The organism is Pyrococcus yayanosii CH1 (assembly GCF_000215995.1).
GTDB classification, from domain to species: domain Archaea; phylum Methanobacteriota_B; class Thermococci; order Thermococcales; family Thermococcaceae; genus Pyrococcus; species Pyrococcus yayanosii.
This window is the reverse complement of record NC_015680.1, coordinates 1,378,342-1,396,794: the sequence shown is the minus strand read 5'-3', so window position 1 is coordinate 1,396,794 and position 18,453 is coordinate 1,378,342. Positions and strand designations below refer to the sequence as shown.

The 18,453-nt window shown below is 53.7% G+C and carries 17 protein-coding genes; 4 read left to right on the top strand and 13 right to left on the bottom strand.

Annotated features, from left to right (window positions below):
* Positions 1–14: 14 nt before the first annotated feature.
* Positions 15–2,483, bottom strand: a complete 2,469-nt coding sequence (locus tag PYCH_RS07765; protein ID WP_013906308.1) for an ABC transporter substrate-binding protein — start codon at positions 2,481–2,483, stop codon at positions 15–17.
* A gap of 368 nt (positions 2,484–2,851) precedes the next feature.
* Here PYCH_RS07765 and PYCH_RS07760 point away from each other — a divergent pair, with 368 nt between their 5' ends.
* The 3 genes from PYCH_RS07760 (at position 2,852) to PYCH_RS07750 (ending at position 5,790) form a co-directional block, all read left to right on the top strand.
* Positions 2,852–4,078 (top strand): dihydroorotase, encoded by a 1,227-nt coding sequence (locus PYCH_RS07760; RefSeq protein WP_013906306.1) that lies wholly within the window; start codon positions 2,852–2,854, stop codon positions 4,076–4,078.
* Positions 4,056–4,805 carry a dihydroorotate dehydrogenase electron transfer subunit gene (locus PYCH_RS07755; RefSeq protein WP_048058274.1) on the top strand — a complete coding sequence of 250 codons (750 nt, stop codon included), beginning with the start codon at positions 4,056–4,058 and terminating at the stop codon, positions 4,803–4,805. The genes PYCH_RS07760 and PYCH_RS07755 overlap by 23 nt, the downstream gene beginning before the upstream one ends.
* Positions 4,806–4,878: 73 nt before the next feature.
* Positions 4,879–5,790 carry a radical SAM protein gene (locus PYCH_RS07750; RefSeq protein WP_013906304.1) on the top strand — a complete coding sequence of 304 codons (912 nt, stop codon included), beginning with the start codon at positions 4,879–4,881 and terminating at the stop codon, positions 5,788–5,790.
* Here the strand turns inward: PYCH_RS07750 and PYCH_RS07745 are convergent, their stop codons facing one another.
* On the bottom strand, positions 5,791–6,390 hold the full coding sequence (locus PYCH_RS07745; protein WP_013906303.1) for a DUF116 domain-containing protein: 600 nt from the start codon (positions 6,388–6,390) through the stop codon (positions 5,791–5,793). It abuts the gene before it with no gap.
* Positions 6,391–6,467: 77 nt separating this feature from the next.
* On the opposite strand from PYCH_RS07745, the gene PYCH_RS07740 reads away from it, so the two are divergent.
* Complete coding sequence (locus PYCH_RS07740; protein ID WP_048058273.1) at positions 6,468–7,289, top strand: DUF7411 family protein; 822 nt, start codon at positions 6,468–6,470, stop codon at positions 7,287–7,289.
* Here the strand turns inward: PYCH_RS07740 and PYCH_RS07735 are convergent.
* From PYCH_RS07735 to PYCH_RS07685, 11 genes are all read right to left on the bottom strand, one after another.
* On the bottom strand, positions 7,266–8,480 hold the full coding sequence (locus PYCH_RS07735) for an alanyl-tRNA editing protein (RefSeq protein ID WP_013906301.1): 1,215 nt from the start codon (positions 8,478–8,480) through the stop codon (positions 7,266–7,268). The two genes, PYCH_RS07740 and PYCH_RS07735, sit on opposite strands and share 24 nt — an antisense overlap.
* Complete coding sequence (locus PYCH_RS07730) at positions 8,477–9,238, bottom strand: methyl-accepting chemotaxis protein (RefSeq protein ID WP_013906300.1); 762 nt, start codon at positions 9,236–9,238, stop codon at positions 8,477–8,479. The genes PYCH_RS07735 and PYCH_RS07730 overlap by 4 nt, the downstream gene beginning before the upstream one ends.
* A gap of 10 nt (positions 9,239–9,248) precedes the next feature.
* A complete protein-coding gene (locus PYCH_RS07725; RefSeq protein WP_013906299.1) occupies positions 9,249–10,013 on the bottom strand; it encodes an oxygen-binding di-iron domain-containing protein in 765 nt (254 codons plus the stop codon).
* 68 nt (positions 10,014–10,081) lie between these two features.
* Positions 10,082–10,723 carry a V-type ATP synthase subunit D gene (locus PYCH_RS07720; RefSeq protein ID WP_013906298.1) on the bottom strand — a complete coding sequence of 214 codons (642 nt, stop codon included), beginning with the start codon at positions 10,721–10,723 and terminating at the stop codon, positions 10,082–10,084.
* 21 nt (positions 10,724–10,744) lie between these two features.
* On the bottom strand, positions 10,745–12,145 hold the full coding sequence (locus PYCH_RS07715; RefSeq protein ID WP_193383884.1) for an ATP synthase subunit B: 1,401 nt from the start codon (positions 12,143–12,145) through the stop codon (positions 10,745–10,747).
* Complete coding sequence (locus PYCH_RS07710) at positions 12,145–13,851, bottom strand: ATP synthase subunit A (protein ID WP_048058405.1); 1,707 nt, start codon at positions 13,849–13,851, stop codon at positions 12,145–12,147. Before PYCH_RS07710 ends, PYCH_RS07715 begins: the two co-directional genes overlap by 1 nt.
* Before the next feature lie 62 nt (positions 13,852–13,913).
* Positions 13,914–14,222, bottom strand: a complete 309-nt coding sequence (locus tag PYCH_RS07705) for a V-type ATP synthase subunit F (protein ID WP_013906295.1) — start codon at positions 14,220–14,222, stop codon at positions 13,914–13,916.
* Positions 14,219–15,331, bottom strand: coding sequence for a V-type ATP synthase subunit C (locus PYCH_RS07700; RefSeq protein ID WP_013906294.1), 1,113 nt, complete (start codon positions 15,329–15,331; stop codon positions 14,219–14,221). The genes PYCH_RS07705 and PYCH_RS07700 overlap by 4 nt, the downstream gene beginning before the upstream one ends.
* A 5-nt stretch (positions 15,332–15,336) precedes the next feature.
* The gene (locus tag PYCH_RS07695; protein WP_013906293.1) at positions 15,337–15,948 is read right to left on the bottom strand and encodes a V-type ATP synthase subunit E; all 612 of its coding nucleotides are present in this window, start codon (positions 15,946–15,948) and stop codon (positions 15,337–15,339) included.
* A 31-nt stretch (positions 15,949–15,979) separates the two neighbouring features.
* On the bottom strand, positions 15,980–16,459 hold the full coding sequence (locus PYCH_RS07690; protein WP_013906292.1) for a V-type ATP synthase subunit K: 480 nt from the start codon (positions 16,457–16,459) through the stop codon (positions 15,980–15,982).
* Positions 16,460–16,472: 13 nt separating this feature from the next.
* Positions 16,473–18,452: a V-type ATP synthase subunit I gene (locus tag PYCH_RS07685; protein ID WP_013906291.1), complete on the bottom strand. Its 1,980-nt coding sequence runs from the start codon at positions 18,450–18,452 to the stop codon at positions 16,473–16,475.
* Position 18,453: the final 1 nt, after the last annotated feature.

Here is an 18,453-nt window from a genome sequence, read left to right as displayed (position 1 = left end):
GAAAAGGGAGGAGGTCAACGCCTCCTCCTGAGGAGTAGCGGTATTATGGCAAGCCCGATTAGGGCCGCCGGTCCGCAGATCCCTCCGCCGGTCTCGGTCTCGGTAGCTGTCTGGGTGGCAGTTTCGGTGACGGTCTCTGTAACAGTCTGGGTCTGTGTTTCAGTCTTCGTCGGGGTCTCGGTGGCGGTTTGTGTCTCAGTCTTGGTTGGAGTCTCGGTTGTTGGGGCCTCAGCAAGGTAAGCGCCCTTCAGGACGATGGAGTTTCCGAGGCCGACTGCTGGGTCCATGATCCTGAACTTAATCTTCTTGTTGACGGGGAAGAACTCCCAGGTCTCGGCAGTGAAGACCCTGAAGCTCTCGTAGATTCCGAGGGCAGCTCCTATCTTGTTGAGGTCCCAGTACTTCTCGGTAGAGTCAACCTTGACGCCGTTGTAATCGCTCGTGTAGATGAGAGTTCCAATGTCGTCGGCAGTCCAGTTGAGTATCTCCTGGAGCTTCTCGGGTGTGGTGTAGTACTCAAGCTCAAGCAGGTCAATTGCTGTTTGGATGTCGCCGTCGCCGAGGAACTTGAGAACTTCCTCGACCGTTGCTCTGTAAGTGTTCTCGGGCGTGAACTTCCAGCCAACGAAGCCGGGTCCGAACCAGGCTGTGGTGTAGTACTGGAGTATCCTGCTTATCGAGTACGGGTTGCTACCACTAGCAACCCAACCCTCGGTGTAGTAGCCCCACTCGTAATTAGCCGGATCGGAGAGGTAGACCATCTGGCTGGCCGTCCTTCTGTCAACTATCTTGACCTCTACCTCGAAGCCGGCTTTCTTGAGAATTTCGGCAATGTAGTAAGCCTCGTCCTTCCTCTCGTCCTCCTGCCTGCCGATACCGACTATCTTGACAGGCTCACCCTCGAAGTACCACTTGCCATTCTCCTTTTTAAGGGTGTAACCCATGGCCTTAAGGTCGGCGGCGGCCTTTTGCATGGCCTCATCTATGAGCTGGAGGGCGTACTCTTCATCGCCTTGGGCATCGATTCCGAAGGCGTCCATAACGACTTGGAGCTTCTTGAGGGCGATCTCATCACCGCTGGTCCAGGGGATGTACATCGGACCACCGGAACCCTGGAGGATGTTCTGGACAATGTAGTTCCTGTTGATGAGGTACTCTAGGGCAAACCTGATTTCCCTGATGGCGAACGGGTTGAAGTACTTCTTGTCACCGACGGTTATAAGGTACGGGTTGTCCTTATCATGGACCGGGTTCCAGACCATGTCCCAGAAGCCACCGATGTTCTTGTACATGTCTATCTTGGCCTTGTCCTCCTCGCTGAGCCCGGCGAACTTGAAGGCCGGGAACGAGTACAGCGAGAGGTCATACTCACCGCTGGCGACGCCGAGAATTATGGTCTGCTCGTTCTGGATACCGTAAAGCTCGATGACATCGAAGTCGGGACCGAACTTGTACTCGTCCTCAGCGAACTCTGGGAGGACCCACTTGTCGAACTTAACGTACCTGAGGTAGAGGTTCTCGGGCTTGTAAACGTCGATGATGTAGGGACCGTTGGAGATGTACATGTGGTTGTGCTCCTTAATGAAGTTGATTATGTCGTCATACTCCTTTATCTCGTCCTGCTCGTCGTATATGTAAGGCTTGAGGTAGTCTGGTATGGGCTTCTCCTTCTTGAGCTTCTCGAGCTCCTCTAGAACCCTCTGGGCGTGGGCAGGGGTAAGCATATCAATCTGCTGAACCTCTTCGGTGGCCTCGCTGTAGGAGTAGGCCGGATCGTGGGCGACGACCTCGGCTATCGCGTAAGTGAGCTGCCAGGGATAGCTGGTGTAGGGTGTGAAGTACCACCACTGGTTGGGCTTGTAGGCCGCGAAGGTGTAGGTGTGGTAAAGCTCGACCTCGAAGTAGTTGTCGTCCTCGCTAACGACCCTTATACCGAGAAGCTTAGAGTAGTAGTCACCGCTCCAGTCGGCCTCGGTGGCATCGTAGTACGGGTCGTCCGGGCCATCCTGGGTAATCCACTCGAAGGCCCAGGCGTAGGCGAACATGACATCGGCGACGCTAAGCTTGTGGCCATCGTGGAAGTATATCTTCTGGCACTTGAACCTGACGTAGGTCGGGGCGATCTCGCCGGCGTGCGCTGCCACCCAAGTGTCAGTGGTGGAGTTGAATATCACGGCGTCCTCTGGAACGGGAACGTTCTCCTTGGCCTCAACTATAGTACACCTGTAGGGGTGCGGAACACCGTCGATGCCCCAAACACTGGCACCCTCATCGGTGGCTATACCAGCAGCCCTGACGGAGTAAACGTCGGTGAATCCAGAGGAGCTGGGGTTCCAGACACCCATGAAGAGCGAACCAGTGGCGGAATACATTGCTATCTTGAGGGTCTTCTGCTCCTCTGCCGCCACCGGTTTGGCTATTGGAGTCGCCAGTATGCTAAATGCCATAAATATTGCCAGCACAACGGCCAGACTCCTCTTCATCTCCTAACCACCTGCCGTGTATTTAGTTCAGACAGCGGTGTCGGCCCATAGGGGCCGCGGCATGGATTTATACATAAGAGGCCCTATTTAAGGATTACGAAGGCCCTTTAAATCCCCTGAACTTCTGGCTGGATCCGTGGGTTTTTTATCGTAACTAAGGATAACTAAGGTTTCTATTAGCCATGAGAGCTATTGGAACCTCAGTTTGAATTGGATGATAGCAAAAATTGCTCATATGGGCACTAAAGGATGCGGGAGGTTTGTAGAAACGCAGAAAAAACTTAAGAATCGGGGTTTAGTGTTGGGCATAACAACGATTGCGGCAAACCTTTATATCTTCGTTAGGTTCAAGGAAGGCGGGAGCCAAGATGTTTGACTTAGTCTTCGTTGGCAAGTTTCCTTACAACGGACAAGTTGTGGAAGGCAGCGTTGCAATAGAGGAAGGAAAGATAGTGAGGTTCTCAAAGGGCGAGCTCAAGGGAGAAAAAATCCTACGGCTTGGACGCGGTCAGGTTCTTCTGCCGGGCATGATAGATGTTCATGTCCACCTGAGGGACTTTGAAGAGAGTCATAAGGAGACTGTCAAGAGCGGGACCATGGCGGCAATCCATGGCGGGATAACGACGGTCTTTGACATGCCAAATACGAGGCCGCCTGTGATGGATGAGAGAACGTTTCGGCTCCGGGGGAGGATCTTCAGGAGGAGCTACGCCGACTACGCCCTCGGTTTTCTCCTAGCTGGCAACTGCGAAGAGGCTAAGGCGGTAAAGGCCGATTTTTACAAGGCCTTTATGGGAGCCTCCACGGGTGGAATCTTTTCGGAAGACTTCGAGGCAGATTATTCCTGCGCTCCCGGCCCCCTCCACGTCCATGCTGAGGAAGCATCCCTGATAATTCGGTTTCCTGAGAGGCCTCCAATAGTCGAGGTGGTTGCCATAAGGAAGGCCCTCGATGCGGCGGAAAGGATCAAGAAGAGGCTCCACATCTGCCACGTATCCACCGCGGAGGGCCTGAAAGAGATCCTCAAAAGGGGATTCTCGTGGGTGAGCTTCGAGGTAACCCCCCATCACCTTTTCCTCACGAGGAGGGATTACGAGAGGAATCCTTTCCTCAAGGTTTATCCTCCGCTGAGGGATGAGAAAGATAGGCGCTTCCTCTGGGAGCACATAAAGGACGTTCCAGTCATCGCGAGTGACCATGCCCCTCACACTCCTGAGGACAAAGAGGGAGGGGCCGCGGGGCTCCCGGGCCTTGAGACTGAGCTTGCCTTGCTCCTCGACGCTGTAAACAGGGGGTTGCTGACCCTCTGGGACGTCGTGGAGAAAACTGCCCTTAACCCGGCAAGGCTCTTCTGCCTGAAAACCAAGGGCTTCTCAGAGGGCAAGGACGCTGACATAATAGTCGTGGATTTGAAGAGGGAGTGGGTCGTAAGGGCTGATGACTTCTACACCAAAGCTGGCTGGAGTCCCTACGAGGGTTGGAGGCTAAAGGGAAAGGTTATAATGACGTTTCTCAGGGGAGAACTTGTTATGGAGGAGGACGAGATAATTGGGAGGCCGAGGGGTGAGAGGGTTGCTAAGGAGAATGGTGCTTAGGGAGGTCTTCGAGGTAGCGGATAACGTCAAGGCCTTTCGCTTCGAGGAGAGGCTCGACTTCGTCCCGGGGCAGTTCATAATGCTCTGGCTACCCGGCGTTGGGGAGAAGCCCTTCAGCCTGGCGGATGATGATTTGATAGTCGTCAAGAGGGTCGGCCCATTCACGTCGAGGCTCTTTAAGCTCGAGGAAGGAGATTACGTCTGGATAAGGGGCCCTTATGGGCACGGCTTTGAACCCCTTGGCAATAGGGTAGCTCTCGTCGCTGGCGGCATTGGGATACCACCCCTCTACGCCCTTGCTAAGCACTACCGCGATAAGTTCGGTCAAATAACCCTCATCTACGGGGCAAGGACAAGGGAGGAACTTGCACTGCTCGACGTCGAAGAGTTCGTGGACGAACTTGTTGTTACGACGGACGATGGGAGCGCTGGGAGAAAGGGCTTTCCCACGGATGTTCTGGGGGAGAGGAAGGATGAGTTCGATTACATCTATGCTTGTGGGCCCGAGGTCATGCTTGCCAAGGTCCTTGAGATAATGGAGTACAGGAACGTTCAGGTATCGTCGGAGCGATATATGAAGTGCGGCATAGGGGTCTGCGGGAGCTGTGCCCTCGGTCCCTATCTCGTCTGCAGGGACGGGCCCGTTTTCAGAGGTGAGCACTTGATCGGGACGGAGCTCGGTCGCTTCACGAGGGGTCCAGACGGGAGGATTAGACTACTCGGGTAACAAGGGGAGAGCCTCCCAGAGTTGGGCTGGGCAACTTTTTAACCCCAAAACTAACCCTCTCATGGGTGAGTTCATGATGCGGTATTCATGGGAGGAGTTCGCGAGGATGATGGGTGTAGAGCCCCAGGTCTTGGAGAATAAGGAGGCGAGGCTACTCAAGAAGTTCGTCGATGATTTGACGTATCCCTCTCACTGCAAGTTCTGTCAGGGTCTTGATTTAAGCAATCTGAATCCCGTTCACCACCCGAGCTATGAGTTAACGCCCGCCTGCAATCATGACTGCATATTCTGCTACTCCAACGTGGCCGTCAAGCTCGGAAATGCCCCCAGGCCTGGCTATTACGGTTGGGACAACCCGAAGGCGATAACGGTTTCACAGTACGGTGAGCCTCTGCTCTCGCCAAGGATAGTTGAGGTAAACAAGCTTTTGAGGGAGCGCTTCCCTGACGCAAGGCTCGACCTCCAGACGAACGGCTCCCTCCTTACCGAGAAGCTGTGGCGGAAGCTCGACTTTGACATAGTCATGATAAGCCTCGACGCGGCCAGCAGGGAGAAACACCTGGCAATAACGAGGGCAGACACCTTTGACAGGGTTGTGAACGCCCTGAAGATAGTTGGCAGTGATAAATCGGTCCGCTCCGTTGTGAGAACAATTTTCATGCCGGGCATAAATGACGAGGATATTCCGAAAATAGCGGAATTGGCCGCTTCCCTTGGCGTGGATGAGATGATGCTCCAGCCCCTCACCATCCACGAGCTCAACGTCGAGCGGCTCAGGAAGGCTGGCCTTGACTTTGATAGGGCCGAGAGCATAAAGGAGCTCCTGAAGGCGGCCATGGAGGCGAAGAAGTACATAGACGTGAGGATAAGCGGTTGTCTTCTGGCCCAGCTCAAGCGCATGGATGCATTGACGCTCTTCGGCGTCAGGAGGGTAGCGAGGGAAGTCGCCCCGCTAGTGAAGAGGGAGAGGATGGAGCTGAAATAGTCATAATGATTGGGAGGAGCTTCTTTTGGGCCCTTTGATGTCATCAATTCCAATCCTCAGGAACTCCTTAACTACCTCAACGTCAACGAGGGTGTTTATGCATCCGGCCCGGAGGAGCGGAACGGCCTGGATAGGTATTTTGAGATGGGAGAGCTTTTCTCCTGCCTCGGCGAGCTCGGGCCAGCAAGCTATTCCGAGGGCGGCTTTTATTTCGCCCTTCGGGACCTTGTTCTTCAGTATCTTTTTGACTAAACTCCCACCGGGCACTATGTAGAACTGTGTGTAGCCAAGACTCTCTCCGTACTCGATTATCTCGCCGATAGGACAGCTGCCGCACTTCTTACACTTCCATCCGTACTCTGTGAACTCCGCTTTGCAGTTCCTGACGTTTCTAAGGCACTGGGGGATGAATACCGCTCTCTTTTCTGGGGGAACCTTTGCGAAGTCCTCTCGAAAGGCCTTATTCTTGAGCTCAACGTATATCTGATCAGCCAGCTCCTCGTTTTCACTTATAAGGGAAAGAGCGGCCCTAATAGCGTTCCTGGTGCTTAGATCTGTCCCTAGGGAAAGCAACTTAGCAATCGTGTTCTCTATCTTCATGCTTCAACGGAAGTTTGCCTGGTATAAAACACTTCTCGGAGAGGATGATTTTTAAACCCTCACGGTATCCCTTCCTCATGCTCACTTGCTCCCTCTGCATCAACGACGAGAGGGTCGCGAGGATAGATATCGTGGACGGGAAGCCGCTCTGCAGGGAGTGTCAGGTTTTCCTTAAGCATCCCGTTGACAGGGAAAAAGTTAGGGCAGAGCTGGAGGAGCTCATGAAGGACGTGGACAGGGCGATAGTGGCTTACTCAGGGGGTAAGGATAGCACAGTTGCCCTTTACCTAGCCAGAGAAGTTTATGACGTCGATGTCGAGGCCGTTATAGTGGATCATGGCTTTATGGCCTTAGAAGCTATAGAGAACGCCCGCCGTGTCGCCGAGCACCTTGGTGTCCCCTTCACACTGATAAGAAGGGATTACTCGGACATATTCCGCGATGCTCTCCTCAAGGGTAACTCGCCCTGCAGACGTTGCTCCCGGAGGACCATGGAGACCCTAAGGAAATACGCCATCAGAAAGGGTTATCGTTACATAATAACGGGCCACGAGCTCCCTTTTGGCCATCACCCATACAGGCTCATGAGCGGTGGCGTTGTCCAGGTGCGGTTACTGGCCATGATGATGGAGGAGGAGAGGCTTAGAATCCTCGAGAGGCTCCCCTTCAAGCTTCCCGAACTGCCGGGCTACACGACAAACTGCCTCATACTTGGGCCGGCCCTTGAGCGCTACTGGGAAAAGCACGGCCACTCCTTTGAACACGGACGTATAGCGGCCCTCGTTCGCCATGGGCTCATAAGCAGGGAGAGAGCCCTTGAAAAAGTTAAGAGGCCAGAGGTTCCAGAATGGCAGAAAAAGATAGTTTATGAGCGTTTAGGCCTCGAGGAGCTCCCTTAGCTTTTCCTTGGCTACCTCAAGAACGTCTTCTGGGTCAGCCTCTACCCTGCCTTTGGCGAGGTTGTCAGTTCCCCCTCCCTTTCCACCCAGCTCATCTATAACCCTCTGAAGGAGCTCCTTCATCGAAACGGGGACCTCCTCGTTCCTTACGAAGAGCACGTACTTCTCACTGGCCAGAAGGAGCACGGTTCCCGGGTTCTTGCTCACGAAGTCCACGGCGAAGGCTTGGGCGTTCTTCATGTCCCACTTTTCGACGAGGGTCACGATGTTGTAGTGTCCAACCTCTTGAGCTCTTCCCAGCAGGGCCTCTCCTTTCCATCTCCACAGCTCGTGCCTCAGTTCGTCTATCCTATCTTCCAGTCCCTTCATGGTTTCCCGAAGCTCTTTGACGCGCTCTCTCAGGGGTGGATTCTTATTGGGCATACCCTCGAGGCTTTCCCAGTAGTCCCTGAGAAGCTCGTTGAGCTTCCTTATAGCCCTGCCGCCGCAGACGAACTCGATGCGCCAGAGGTTCTTCCCCTTCTTGTAAAACCGAAGCACCTTTATCAGCCCTACCTCTCTCGTGCTCCTCACGTGGGTACCGCCGCAAGGAGTTACGTCAACGTCCCCTATACGGACTATCCTTATCTTGCCTTTGACCTTCGTCACGTGCTTCCTGAGGATAGCCACGATATCGTCTGGGAGGTACTTGTACTCCTCGATGGTGACTGGGATGTCCTTGATAATGAGTCTGCTGGCCTCGAGCTCGGCCTTCTCAATCATCTCCCAGTTCAGGGGGCCGTTCACCTCTATCTTATTGTGGCTCTCGAATATCTGGAAGCCCGTTGTGTCGAGGTCGTAGAGCTTTTTTAGAACCGCCGACAAGATGTGCTGGCCTGTGTGTTGCCTCATGTTCTCGTATCTCCACTCCCAGTCGAGTCGCATCCTCACGATATCGCCCTCTTTCGGCTTCCTTCCCTCGAGCCTTCCGACGTGCCAAATGTCTTCTCCCTCTTCGATGGTATTCTCAACGGTTAACCTGAAGCCGTCACCCTCGATAATACCCCTATCGCCGGGTTGGCCGCCTCCTTCAGGATAGAATATCGTTTTGTCGAGCCTAACCCAGGTCTTCCCAGTCTTCTCCCTCACGCCTAGAACCCTTGCCTCGGTCTCCCGAAGGTATGGGTCCTCGTAGTAGAGCCTCTTGGTCATAGAGTTTCACCTCTCATCTGCTTGCGAGAATACTCGCTTACCATGAAGCGGAGAAGAGATGCGAGCTCCCTATTATATTTGTCTTGCATATCCGAGAACTTCCGAAGGGCGAGTGCTATGCCCTTCATCCTTTTAATGTTGTTCACGATCTCCTCCTGCTCCTTTGAGATGCTGCTAAGAATGTTACTTATCTCAACTATAACCCCTATATCCCTGCTGAGCATCTCCGTCCCCTCTTTAATCCTGTCTATGACATCCAGGGCATCCCTAAGGGTTTCTAACTGCCCCATGACTTTTGCATTGAACTCCTTTATCTCCTTGGCTAGGTTCATCGTCTGGACGGCCATTCTCCTAATCTCGTCGGCAACGACGGCGAAGCCTCTGCCAGACTCTCCAGCTCTTGCAGCTTCTATTGAGGCGTTGAGGGCAACGAGGTTTGTCTGCTTAGCCACACCTGCTATTGAATCGCTTATTCTTGATATGTATTCGAGGTTCTCTACGAGAGTATTGAACTCGCGGGCGAAGAGCTCGAACCTCTGAAAGAAGGGAAGGAACTCTCTCTGAAAACGCTCGAGCTCTTTCATGACTTGGGATAACTTAGCGATATTCTCGATTATCACTGCGTTGTTTTCACTGAACTTGCCACTGATTTCCTCCGCGAGTTCGTCGATTATTTTGCTGGCCTCCCTACTGGAGGTCTTTATTCTTAGGGACTGGGCCAGTGCGTTCGATGCCTTTTCGATGCTTCTCACATCCATCCCTTTCACCTCAGAGCAGATCTACTCCAACCTTCAGATTTTCAAGGAAGTCGAAGAACCTGGGTATGTACTTCCTGGGAATTATGGCTCCGTGCTGGGGTAGTATCGCCTCTATGTCAAGGTGCCTGACCTTGCTGAGCCAAGCCTTTATGGCCTTGTTACTTGCCATAAGCCTCTCATGAATAGGCCGCATGGCCTGTATGTGTCTCTCCATGTTTTCGACGACGAGATAAGACTCCTCTGGAAACGCTATTCCTATGTCCCCCGAGAACAAGAACTTACTCCTGCGGTCATATATTGTGAAATGACCGGGGCTGTGGAGGAAGTGGGCGGGTATGAACTCGAGCGTCGTTGCACCGAACTTCATGCTCTCCCCGTCGTCGGATAACTCATGGACTATTCCCCTTATGTTCTCAAAACCAAAGTGCGGGAGAAAGCGCGTCCAGAGCCAGTGGATTATTATCTTGGCGTTGCTGACTTCCCTCCAGAGAGGGATGCTTCCGGCGACGTCAGGATCCTGGTGGCACATATAAACGTACTCGATATCTTGAGGATCAACGTACTTGGAGGCATTGGCGAGAACCTTGGAGAAGATTTTGTATCCTCCCGGATCTATGATAATGCCCTTCCCATTACTCACAATTAAGTAGGTGTTGACGTCGACGTCTTCGCCTCCTTCTTGGGTCCCAAGGTAAACAACCATGTGCTCATCGTCCTTATACAGAACATGGTCCTTTCTCGGATCGAGATCGGGCCCTATAAAGTACTCACCCAATCTCACCACCAAAAAAATTTAGGAAACGGGGATATTTAAGCAATGTGCCTACATAAAAACCTACACAATCATTCGGATCTCGCCTCTATGAGGGCCTTAACTCTCTTCAGCCTGAAGAAGTTCTCCCTCTCCATCTCATCGAGGTGCTGCTCGATGAATTTTATGGTGTTCTTCATCCTTGGGATGATTATGTACTCAAGGGCGTTGACCCTGCGCTTCGTCTTTTCTATCTCCTTCCCGAGTCTCTTGAGGGCCTCCTCAACCTCGGCCAGTTTTATAGCCAGCTCTAAGACCTCTTCGAACTTTTCGGCGGCTGCGTCCACGCTCGCGGTGCTTGCCACGAGGGGATAACCCCTCTCGCTCGGCTTTCTCCGGAGCTTGGGGACCTCTATCAGGGGAACTCTAACACCCATGACGTTCCTCGTCTTTACCTCTATCTCCTCGTTCTTCTTGACCCCCAAGGCTATCTCTCGGAGCCTGAGCGTGCCCACTTCTAATTGGGCCTTTCTGAGAACCTCGAAGGCTGCAGCCATCTTCTGGTTTAGCTCTCTCCTCAGGGCCAGGGCCTCGTCGTAGACTGTGAAGAACTCCATTATGAGGGCATCCTGCTTCTCCTTGAGGAGCTTGTGGCCCCTCTCAGCTAACTTAACGCGTCTCTTGAGCTTGAGAAGCTCCATGCGGGTCGGCTTGACCTTTAGCATCTCCGGCATGCCGCTCACCTAAGAAAAAAATCATTGAGAGGAGCGCTTGCGGTACTTGGGGTGATACTTGAGTATCTGCTCCCTCTTGACCCTCTTGAGTTCGCTCTCCGGGAGTATCGCGAGGAGCTCCCAGCCGAGGTCGAGGGTCTCCTCTATGCTCCTATCCTCGTCATAGCTCTGAGCGATGAATTCGCGCTCAAATCTGTCGGCGAACTCTAAGTACTTCTTGTCTGTCTCGCTCAAAGCTTCCTCACCCACAACTGCCACGAGGTCCCTCAGCGAGCGTCCCTCAGCGTAAGCTGCATAGAGCTGCTGGGCGAGCTGCGGATGGTCGTCTCTCGTCCTACCCTTGCCGATACCGTCCTTCATCAGACGGCTGAGGCTCGGAAGGACATCGATGGGTGGATAGATTCCCTTCCTGTGGAGCTCCCTGCTGAGGACTATCTGGCCCTCGGTGATGTATCCAGTCAGATCGGGGATTGGGTGAGTTATGTCGTCATCGGGCATCGTGAGGATAGGCATCTGGGTTATGCTTCCCTTCTTGCCCCTGACCCTTCCGGCGCGCTCGTATATGGTGGCGAGGTCAGTGTACATGTAGCCCGGATAGCCTCTCCTTCCAGGAACCTCTTCCCTCGCCGCGGAAATCTCTCTTAAAGCTTCACAGTAGTTGGTCATGTCGGTAAGGATCACGAGCACGTGCATATCGTAGTCGAATGCCAAGTATTCAGCTACCGTCAAGGCTATGCGGGGAGTAATGATGCGCTCGATTGCCGGATCGTCGGCGAGGTTGAGGAAGAGCACGGCCCTCTCTATTGCTCCTGTCTCCTCGAAGCTCTTCTTGAAGAAGTTGGCCTCCTCATAGGTTATTCCCATGGCCGCGAAGACGACGGCAAAGCTCTCCTCCTCACCGAGGACCTTCGCCTGCCTGGCTATTTGCGCTGCCAGCTTGTTGTGCGGTAAACCTGAACCGCTGAAGATGGGCAGCTTCTGGCCCCTAACCAAGGTGTTCATTCCGTCTATGGCAGAAATGCCAGTCTGGATGAAATCCCTTGGGTAGGCCCTCGCGACCGGGTTGAGGGGGGCACCGTGGACATCGCGCCTGTCCTCAGGAATTATCTCGGGGCCGCCGTCTATGGGCTTGCCGATGCCGTTGAATATCCTTCCAAGCATGTCCATGCTCACGGGGACTTTGAGAGTCTCACCTGTAAAGCGGACACGGGTTGTCTTTATGTCTAGGTCTCTTGTTCCTTCAAAGACCTGGACTATCGCGAGGTTCTCCCTTGCATCGAGCACCTGCCCCTTCCTTTTCTCCCCGGTCTCGGTCTCGACCTCAACGACCTCTCCATAAGCCACTCCCTTAACTCCCTCAACTATCATCAGAGGTCCGTAGATCTTGCTTATCGTGGAGTACTCCTTACCAGCCATCGCCATCACCCATACCTGCTGAAGAGCTCTTCAAACTGCTCGTTTGTCTTATCAATGAGGGCGGCTATCTTCTCCACGTTGGGCTCGAACTTCATTCTGCCTATCTCTTCTCTCACGGGAAGCTTTGCGATTTCCTCGATAGGAATGCCCCTGTCTATGGCCTGCATGGTCTTCTCGTAGAAGTTGAGGAGAACCCTCATCATGGTAACCTGCTTCTTGGGTGGGCAGTAAGTATCAACTTCATCGAATGCATCCTGCTGGAGGTAGTCCTCACGGAGCATCCTGGCGACAAGGAGTATCGCCCTCTCCCTCTCCGGAAGTGCATCTGGCCCAACTATCCTGACTATCTCCTGAAGCTCTGCCTCCTTCTGGAGAAGGGCCATGGCCCAATCCCTCATCGATTTCCACTCGGGATCGACGTTCTGGTGCCACCAGTCTTTTATCGAGTCAACGTACAGGGAGTAGCTCGTGAGCCAGTTGATTGCGGGGAAGTGCCTCCTTCTCGCTAAATCGGCATCGAGGGCCCAGAAGACCTTCACAACTCTCAGCGTGTTCTGGACGACGGGCTCGCTGAAATCACCACCGGGTGGAGAGACGGCACCTATAACGGAGACGCTTCCGACACGGTAGTCACTTCCGAGCGTTACAACTCTGCCCGCCCTTTCATAGAACTCGGCTATCTTGCTGGCCAGATAAGCTGGATAACCTTCCTCACCGGGCATCTCTTCGAGACGGCCGGAGATCTCCCTCAGAGCCTCCGCCCACCTGCTCGTTGAATCTGCCATGAGAGCGACATCGTAGCCCATGTCCCTGAAGTATTCCGCTATGGTTATTCCCGTGTAAATCGAAGCCTCCCTTGCCGCTACCGGCATGTTGGATGTGTTCGCTATGAGAACCGTTCTCTCCATGAGCGGCTTCCCTGTCTTCGGGTCCTTGAGTTTCGGGAATTCCTCGAGAACATCTGTCATCTCGTTTCCGCGCTCACCGCAGCCTATGTAAACCACAACCTGAGCGTCGCTCCACTTAGCTAACTGGTGCTGTGTGACGGTCTTTCCTGAACCGAAGGGACCGGGAATTGCCGCTGTTCCGCCCTTGGCCTGGGGGAAGAAAGTGTCAATGACCCTCTGGCCCGTTATTAGGGGCACTTCGGGCGGTAGCTTCTCTTTGTAGGGCCTCTTCACACGGACGGGCCACCTCTGGTACATCTTGAGCTCCTTGATCTCGCCGCTCGGCGTCTTGACCTTCGCTATGACCTCCTCGACCGTGTACTCACCCTCCTCGGCTATCTCGATTATCTCGCCCTCGATTCCTGGGGGAACCATTATCTTGTGAACTATGAGGCTCGTCTCGGGAACCTCACCGATGATGTCGCCACCGACAACTTTATCGCCGACCTTGACCTTAGGCGTAAAGTGCCACTTTTTATCCCTTGGAAGGGCGGGGGCCGTGAGGCCCCTTCCTATGAAGTCGCCGCTGAGCTCCCTGAGGGCCTCAAGAGGTCTTTGTATTCCGTCGTATATCGAGGTTAGCAGGCCGGGGCCGAGCTCAACGCTAAGCGAGGTTCCAGTGCCTTCGACGGGCTCCCCTGGTCTGATACCAGCCGTTTCCTCGTATACCTGTATGACGGCCTTGTCCCCCTCGAGCCTGATGATTTCCCCTATAAGGCCCAGCTCACCGACCTTAACGACCTCGTACATCTTAGCCCCCTTCATATCATCGGCAACCACGAGGGGGCCAGTAACTCTAATTATCCTACCCTTGGCTGGCACGGGATTCACCTCCTTATCTCAACCCCAATTGCCCTCCTAACGATTTCCTTAAGGACTTCCTCGCCCCTTACGGGGCCAAACTTATCAGGAATCTGAAGGATTATCGGGAATTTGACGTCGGGAACGCCAACCTTTTCGGCCAGCCTCTCCGTTATCAGGATAATGCCAACGTCCTCCCTCTCTATAAGCTCCTTGAGCTTGTTCCTCGCCCTCTCTATCGAGAGGGGGGCCTCATCAAAGGCGTAAACCTCGTGAGCACCCGCTAGCCTGAAGCCTAGGGCAGTATCTTGGTCACCGATAACCACGATCTTCATGCCACCTCACCTACGAGCTCCCTAATCTTCTCCGGAGGTACGCCGTCCTCTATGAGCTTTGCGATGGCTTTGAGCTTCCTGACCTCCGCTTCTCTCTCCAGCAGATATGCAAGGGCAACGGCCACGCTGAGGGGGTAGAATTGGCTTAGCTCCCTCATCCTCCTCTTGATGAACCTTAATAGTGCCTTCTCGACGGCGCCTATGTCTCCCTTCTCGATGGCCTCCCTGGTTTCCTTAACGACTTCTGAGTACCTCGTTTCCTCCAGCTCTCCGAGGGCCATGGCGGCGTCCTCAGTATTCGCTAGGGCTTCAAGCGTCTTTTCCCCCAGGTATCCCCCTGGAATTAGGTTTCTCCTTATATATTCAGCCGACAGACTGGCGGTTTTCGCCCTTAGTATTGTTGAGATGTTCTTAGCATCTATCGTCAGACGCACGAACTCCTCTAAAATTAACTTCTCCTCACCCTTCCTTGAGAGGGCGTATTTAAGGAGACGACCGTAGTAGATGCGGTAGAGCTCCGTCTCGAACTCCTGGAGGTCTATCTCTTTTAGGAGGAGCCTGCGAAGAGGCTCCTCATAGTCGGTTCCCTCCAGTATTACGAGCATCTCCTCCATGGTCTTGGCCTCTGCCATAGCTCTGACCTTGTCCAAGAGAAGACCAGCGGGCACCACGTAGTCGATGGCGGGCTCCCCTACCATTTTAGCCTTCACAACGTTGGCCACGTTCCTGATGTCCCACTCCTGGAAGAGCAATTCGAAGAATCCCTTGACCCTCTTAGGCATTATCTTTATGAATAGGGCTTGGAGGTCGGCGAGGTTAAGCTCAAGGGCCCTTTCAATATCCTCTGCACCTTTCTCCTCCAGACCGCTGAGCCTCTCTCTGTAGTCCGTGTCCTCAAGGTTAACGACGAAGTTCGAGAGCGTCCTGCTCTCGGCGAGCTCGCTTATCCTTTGGTCGCTGAGGAGTCGGGCCTCCATAGCCCTTATCCTTGCATTGGGGTAGGAGTAGGGGGTGTACTTCCAGATCATCTGGCCCGTCTTGTAGGCCACCCAGGTGAAGACAACCGCGATGGTGGTGTTAAGGAGCGTAGTTATCGTCGAGGCGTCCATCCGTATCACCCGAAGAGTATCCTGGCTATGGTGGCCCTGAGCTCCCCTATCATCCTCTCCATCCTGGCCTCGAACGTGTTGTCAACCCTGACGCTTCCATCCTGGTTCTCGACGACGACGCCTCCTATGGTCTCTATCTTCTCTCCTAGTTCCAAGCTTACCTCCCTGCCAAGGCTTTCCCTGAGGAAGGCCTTAATCTCATCTATGTTTTCGGCTATGAGTTTGAGGGTCTCCTCGTTCGAGCTGACCCGCACCTTCTCCTCTCCAAGCTCCTCTATAGAGGCCTTCAGGAGGCCCTTTATCGTCTCAAGGTACTCGGCTTTGGGGAGGTTAGCCAGCCTGTCTCTTATAGCATTCAGAGCCTCCTCTATGAGCTCCTCCTGGAGGGCGAGCCTTTTCCTCCTGACTTCAAGCTTCGCGTTGGCTATTACCCTCTGCTTCTCCATCTCCCCCTGTGTCTGGGCCTTCCTCAGTATCCACTCGGCCCTGTCTTCGGCCCTCTTCCTGGCCTCTTCTCTGATCTTCGCGGCCTCTTTCTCTGCTTCTTCGAGCACATACTTAATTTTCTGCTCGGCCTCCCTGTTTATCTCGTTGATTATCAGCTTGGCCCCGTTCATCGTCCTTCCTCCTAAAGAAAAGATTGGTGGGTCAGCGGATGCTCATTATCAGGACTATGGCTCCGACGAGACCGAAGATGGCCATCGTCTCGGCCATGGCCGCAAAGATTATGTTCTGGGTAAAGGTCTTGGGGTTCTTGCTGACGGCTCCGATACCGGCACTGGCTATAATCCCCTGCGGGATGGCCGAGAGGCCCGTTAAACCTACGGTGAGGCCAGCACCAAAGAGGATGGCGCTCTTGATGATGTTCTCGGTGGTTGCCTCGGCGAACTTAAAGCCACCCCCTATGATCCCGGCGGTCAGGGCTATGAGGAACAGGGTGATGAGTCCGTAGATGCTCTGGGTCATTGGCAGACCCTCAAGTATCAGCGCGTTCCTGAAGTTCTTCTCGTCTTCGGCAACGGCGCCTGCTGCAGCAGCACCCGCTATTCCGACTCCAAAGGAGGAAGCGGCTCCAGCTATTCCAGCACCAAGGGCCATTCCGAGGGCCACATAAACTATCGGCTCCATATTACCACCTCCGTTAGCTTTCCAGCTCCAACTCCGAGACTTCTCTCCTCGAGGCGAAGGGCTCGAACCTCTTCCCTTCGCCCGAGTAGAAGGTTCCGAAAAACTCAACGTAGTGTAGGCGAAGAGCGTGAACGAAGGCTCCCAGGGCGTTTATCGCCGTCGAGAATATGTGGCCTCCCACGAACACTATAAGCCCCAGGAGAATGCCAAGGGGCACAGGTCCAATCTTGAAGGGCCATATCATGCCTACCATAATGTTGACGACCAAGGCTATGCCCGCGGTGGCGAGGGCAAGGGCCATGAGCCTTGCGTAACTGAGCCAGTTACCGATGAAGCCGAAGAAGTCGGAGATTAGCAGGAGCGCCGCCAGGCCGCCATTGCTCACAATCTCGCCGACGACGAAGAGTATTATGCCCAACCCAAAGATGGCCTTGATAATGACCTCTGGCACCGGCGTCTTCAGGGAGAGGGCGTAGAGGACGATGGCCACTATGATGAGCATCCAAGGCAGCTGCTCGAGTATCGCGCCTTTCTTGTCCCCGTTCCTGAGCTTGACGAGGAAGCCGAGGGTATAACCTGTGAAGAGGTGGGCTAGACCTATCGCTAGGGCTATTATGAGTACTGTAAGGGCCTCGCTCATTGTGTCGAGAAGTTTGGGGACGTTAATGCCCGCCATCTCGAGGGCGTTTCCGAAGTAACTGCCAAAGGCCATGCCGAGGACCATGGTGAAGATGGAGCTCCAGAGCATTATCTTCGAGAACTTCCAGACGCCGTCCCTGAGCTTGGAATGACCTTTTATGAGCAGGGCTGAGATTATAGCTATTATGAGGCCATACATGAAGTCCGTGAGCATGAAGCCGAAGAAGAGGGAATAGGTGAAGGCGAGTATCGGGGTGGGATCGAGTTCGTTGTATTTTGGCACGCCGTACATTTCCGTGAGCATCTCGAAGGGCTTAAAGATATCGGGATTCTTGAGCTTTATCGGAACGTCGTCTAACTCTTCTTGACTTGGCTCCCTGACGTTTACGTAGGCCTTGCCCTCCGTAATCTTCTTTATGCCCTCCAGCAGCTCATCAACATCCCTCTTGGGGACCCATCCGACGAGTGCGAACGTCATATCAGTTCTCGCTAGGTGGTCGAGGAAGTTGCCCTTATCCCTCTCGTTGTCCATGAGCTCCTTGTAGAAGACTAGGTCGTCAAAGTACTTCTCGGCGAGCTTCCGGGCTTCCTTTTTTGCTTCCTCGAGCTCCCTCTCTTTCTCCTTTAACTTCTCTTTGAGCTTCCTTATCAGCTCTCTCGGCTTCCCAGTGCCCTCTGGAATCTCAAGCCTCTCGAAGGAGTGCTTAGCCAGTATAGGTATGGCCTTATCCGCATCCTTCTTGAGGAATGCTATGATGAGGAGGACACTAGGTCCAAGGGATCTTTCAACGTGAACGAACCGGCCTTCCAGAGCCTTCTTGAGATCTTCAATTAGTGAAGGGTACCTTTCCGCCTCCACGAGACCGACTTCTATCTCCAGCATTCTTCTGGGCCTCAGGTACTCGACATCTATGTCAAGGGCTGAAAGTGTCTCAAGGGTCGCGATATCCTCCTTTATGGCCGCTATCTCGTTGTTTATGGCACTTATCCTTCCTTCAATGCCCTTTATCTCGAGCTCAACCTTCGAGAGAAAAGCCTCCACGTCTTTCACGAGGGCCTCTATCCCCCTATAGCGGTATTTCCTTCTACGCTTTTCGGGAGGGAAGAAGAACTCCTTGAGGCCTCCCTTCTTCCCGGGCAGGTGGGTTCTGAGGGTATCTACGAGCCTTGATAGGCCTATGCTGTAGGAGGTGGCCTTCCGGTAGAATTCGTTGGGAGCGTCCCTCTGGACACCCTCAACCTTGACCTCCCTGAGCTCCACGACGCCCTTCTCATGAAGGTAAGTTAGGAGGGCATCCTTGTATCGGTTGAGGCTTATGAGCTCTATCTTGACCATCTCTTCGGGCCTGAACATT

Bases quoted from the DNA above. Each gene is read 5' to 3' on its own strand.
- PYCH_RS07700 (WP_013906294.1), bottom strand. From the start codon at position 15,331: ATGGACGCCTCGACGATAACTACGCTCCTTAACACCACCATCGCGGTT.
- PYCH_RS07730 (WP_013906300.1), bottom strand. From the start codon at position 9,238: ATGGATGTGAGAAGCATCGAAAAGGCATCGAACGCACTGGCCCAGTCC.
- PYCH_RS07685 (WP_013906291.1), bottom strand. From the start codon at position 18,452: ATGTTCAGGCCCGAAGAGATGGTCAAGATAGAGCTCATAAGCCTCAAC.
- PYCH_RS07735 (WP_013906301.1), bottom strand. From the start codon at position 8,480: ATGACCAAGAGGCTCTACTACGAGGACCCATACCTTCGGGAGACCGAG.
- PYCH_RS07695 (WP_013906293.1), bottom strand. From the start codon at position 15,948: ATGAACGGGGCCAAGCTGATAATCAACGAGATAAACAGGGAGGCCGAG.
- PYCH_RS07765 (WP_013906308.1), bottom strand. From the start codon at position 2,483: ATGAAGAGGAGTCTGGCCGTTGTGCTGGCAATATTTATGGCATTTAGC.
- PYCH_RS07760 (WP_013906306.1), top strand. From the start codon at position 2,852: ATGTTTGACTTAGTCTTCGTTGGCAAGTTTCCTTACAACGGACAAGTT.
- PYCH_RS07745 (WP_013906303.1), bottom strand. From the start codon at position 6,390: ATGAAGATAGAGAACACGATTGCTAAGTTGCTTTCCCTAGGGACAGAT.
- PYCH_RS07750 (WP_013906304.1), top strand. From the start codon at position 4,879: ATGATGCGGTATTCATGGGAGGAGTTCGCGAGGATGATGGGTGTAGAG.
- PYCH_RS07715 (WP_193383884.1), bottom strand. From the start codon at position 12,145: ATGGCGATGGCTGGTAAGGAGTACTCCACGATAAGCAAGATCTACGGA.
- PYCH_RS07710 (WP_048058405.1), bottom strand. From the start codon at position 13,851: ATGAAGGGGGCTAAGATGTACGAGGTCGTTAAGGTCGGTGAGCTGGGC.
- PYCH_RS07690 (WP_013906292.1), bottom strand. From the start codon at position 16,459: ATGGAGCCGATAGTTTATGTGGCCCTCGGAATGGCCCTTGGTGCTGGA.
- PYCH_RS07720 (WP_013906298.1), bottom strand. From the start codon at position 10,723: ATGCCGGAGATGCTAAAGGTCAAGCCGACCCGCATGGAGCTTCTCAAG.
- PYCH_RS07740 (WP_048058273.1), top strand. From the start codon at position 6,468: ATGCTCACTTGCTCCCTCTGCATCAACGACGAGAGGGTCGCGAGGATA.
- PYCH_RS07705 (WP_013906295.1), bottom strand. From the start codon at position 14,222: ATGAAGATCGTGGTTATCGGTGACCAAGATACTGCCCTAGGCTTCAGG.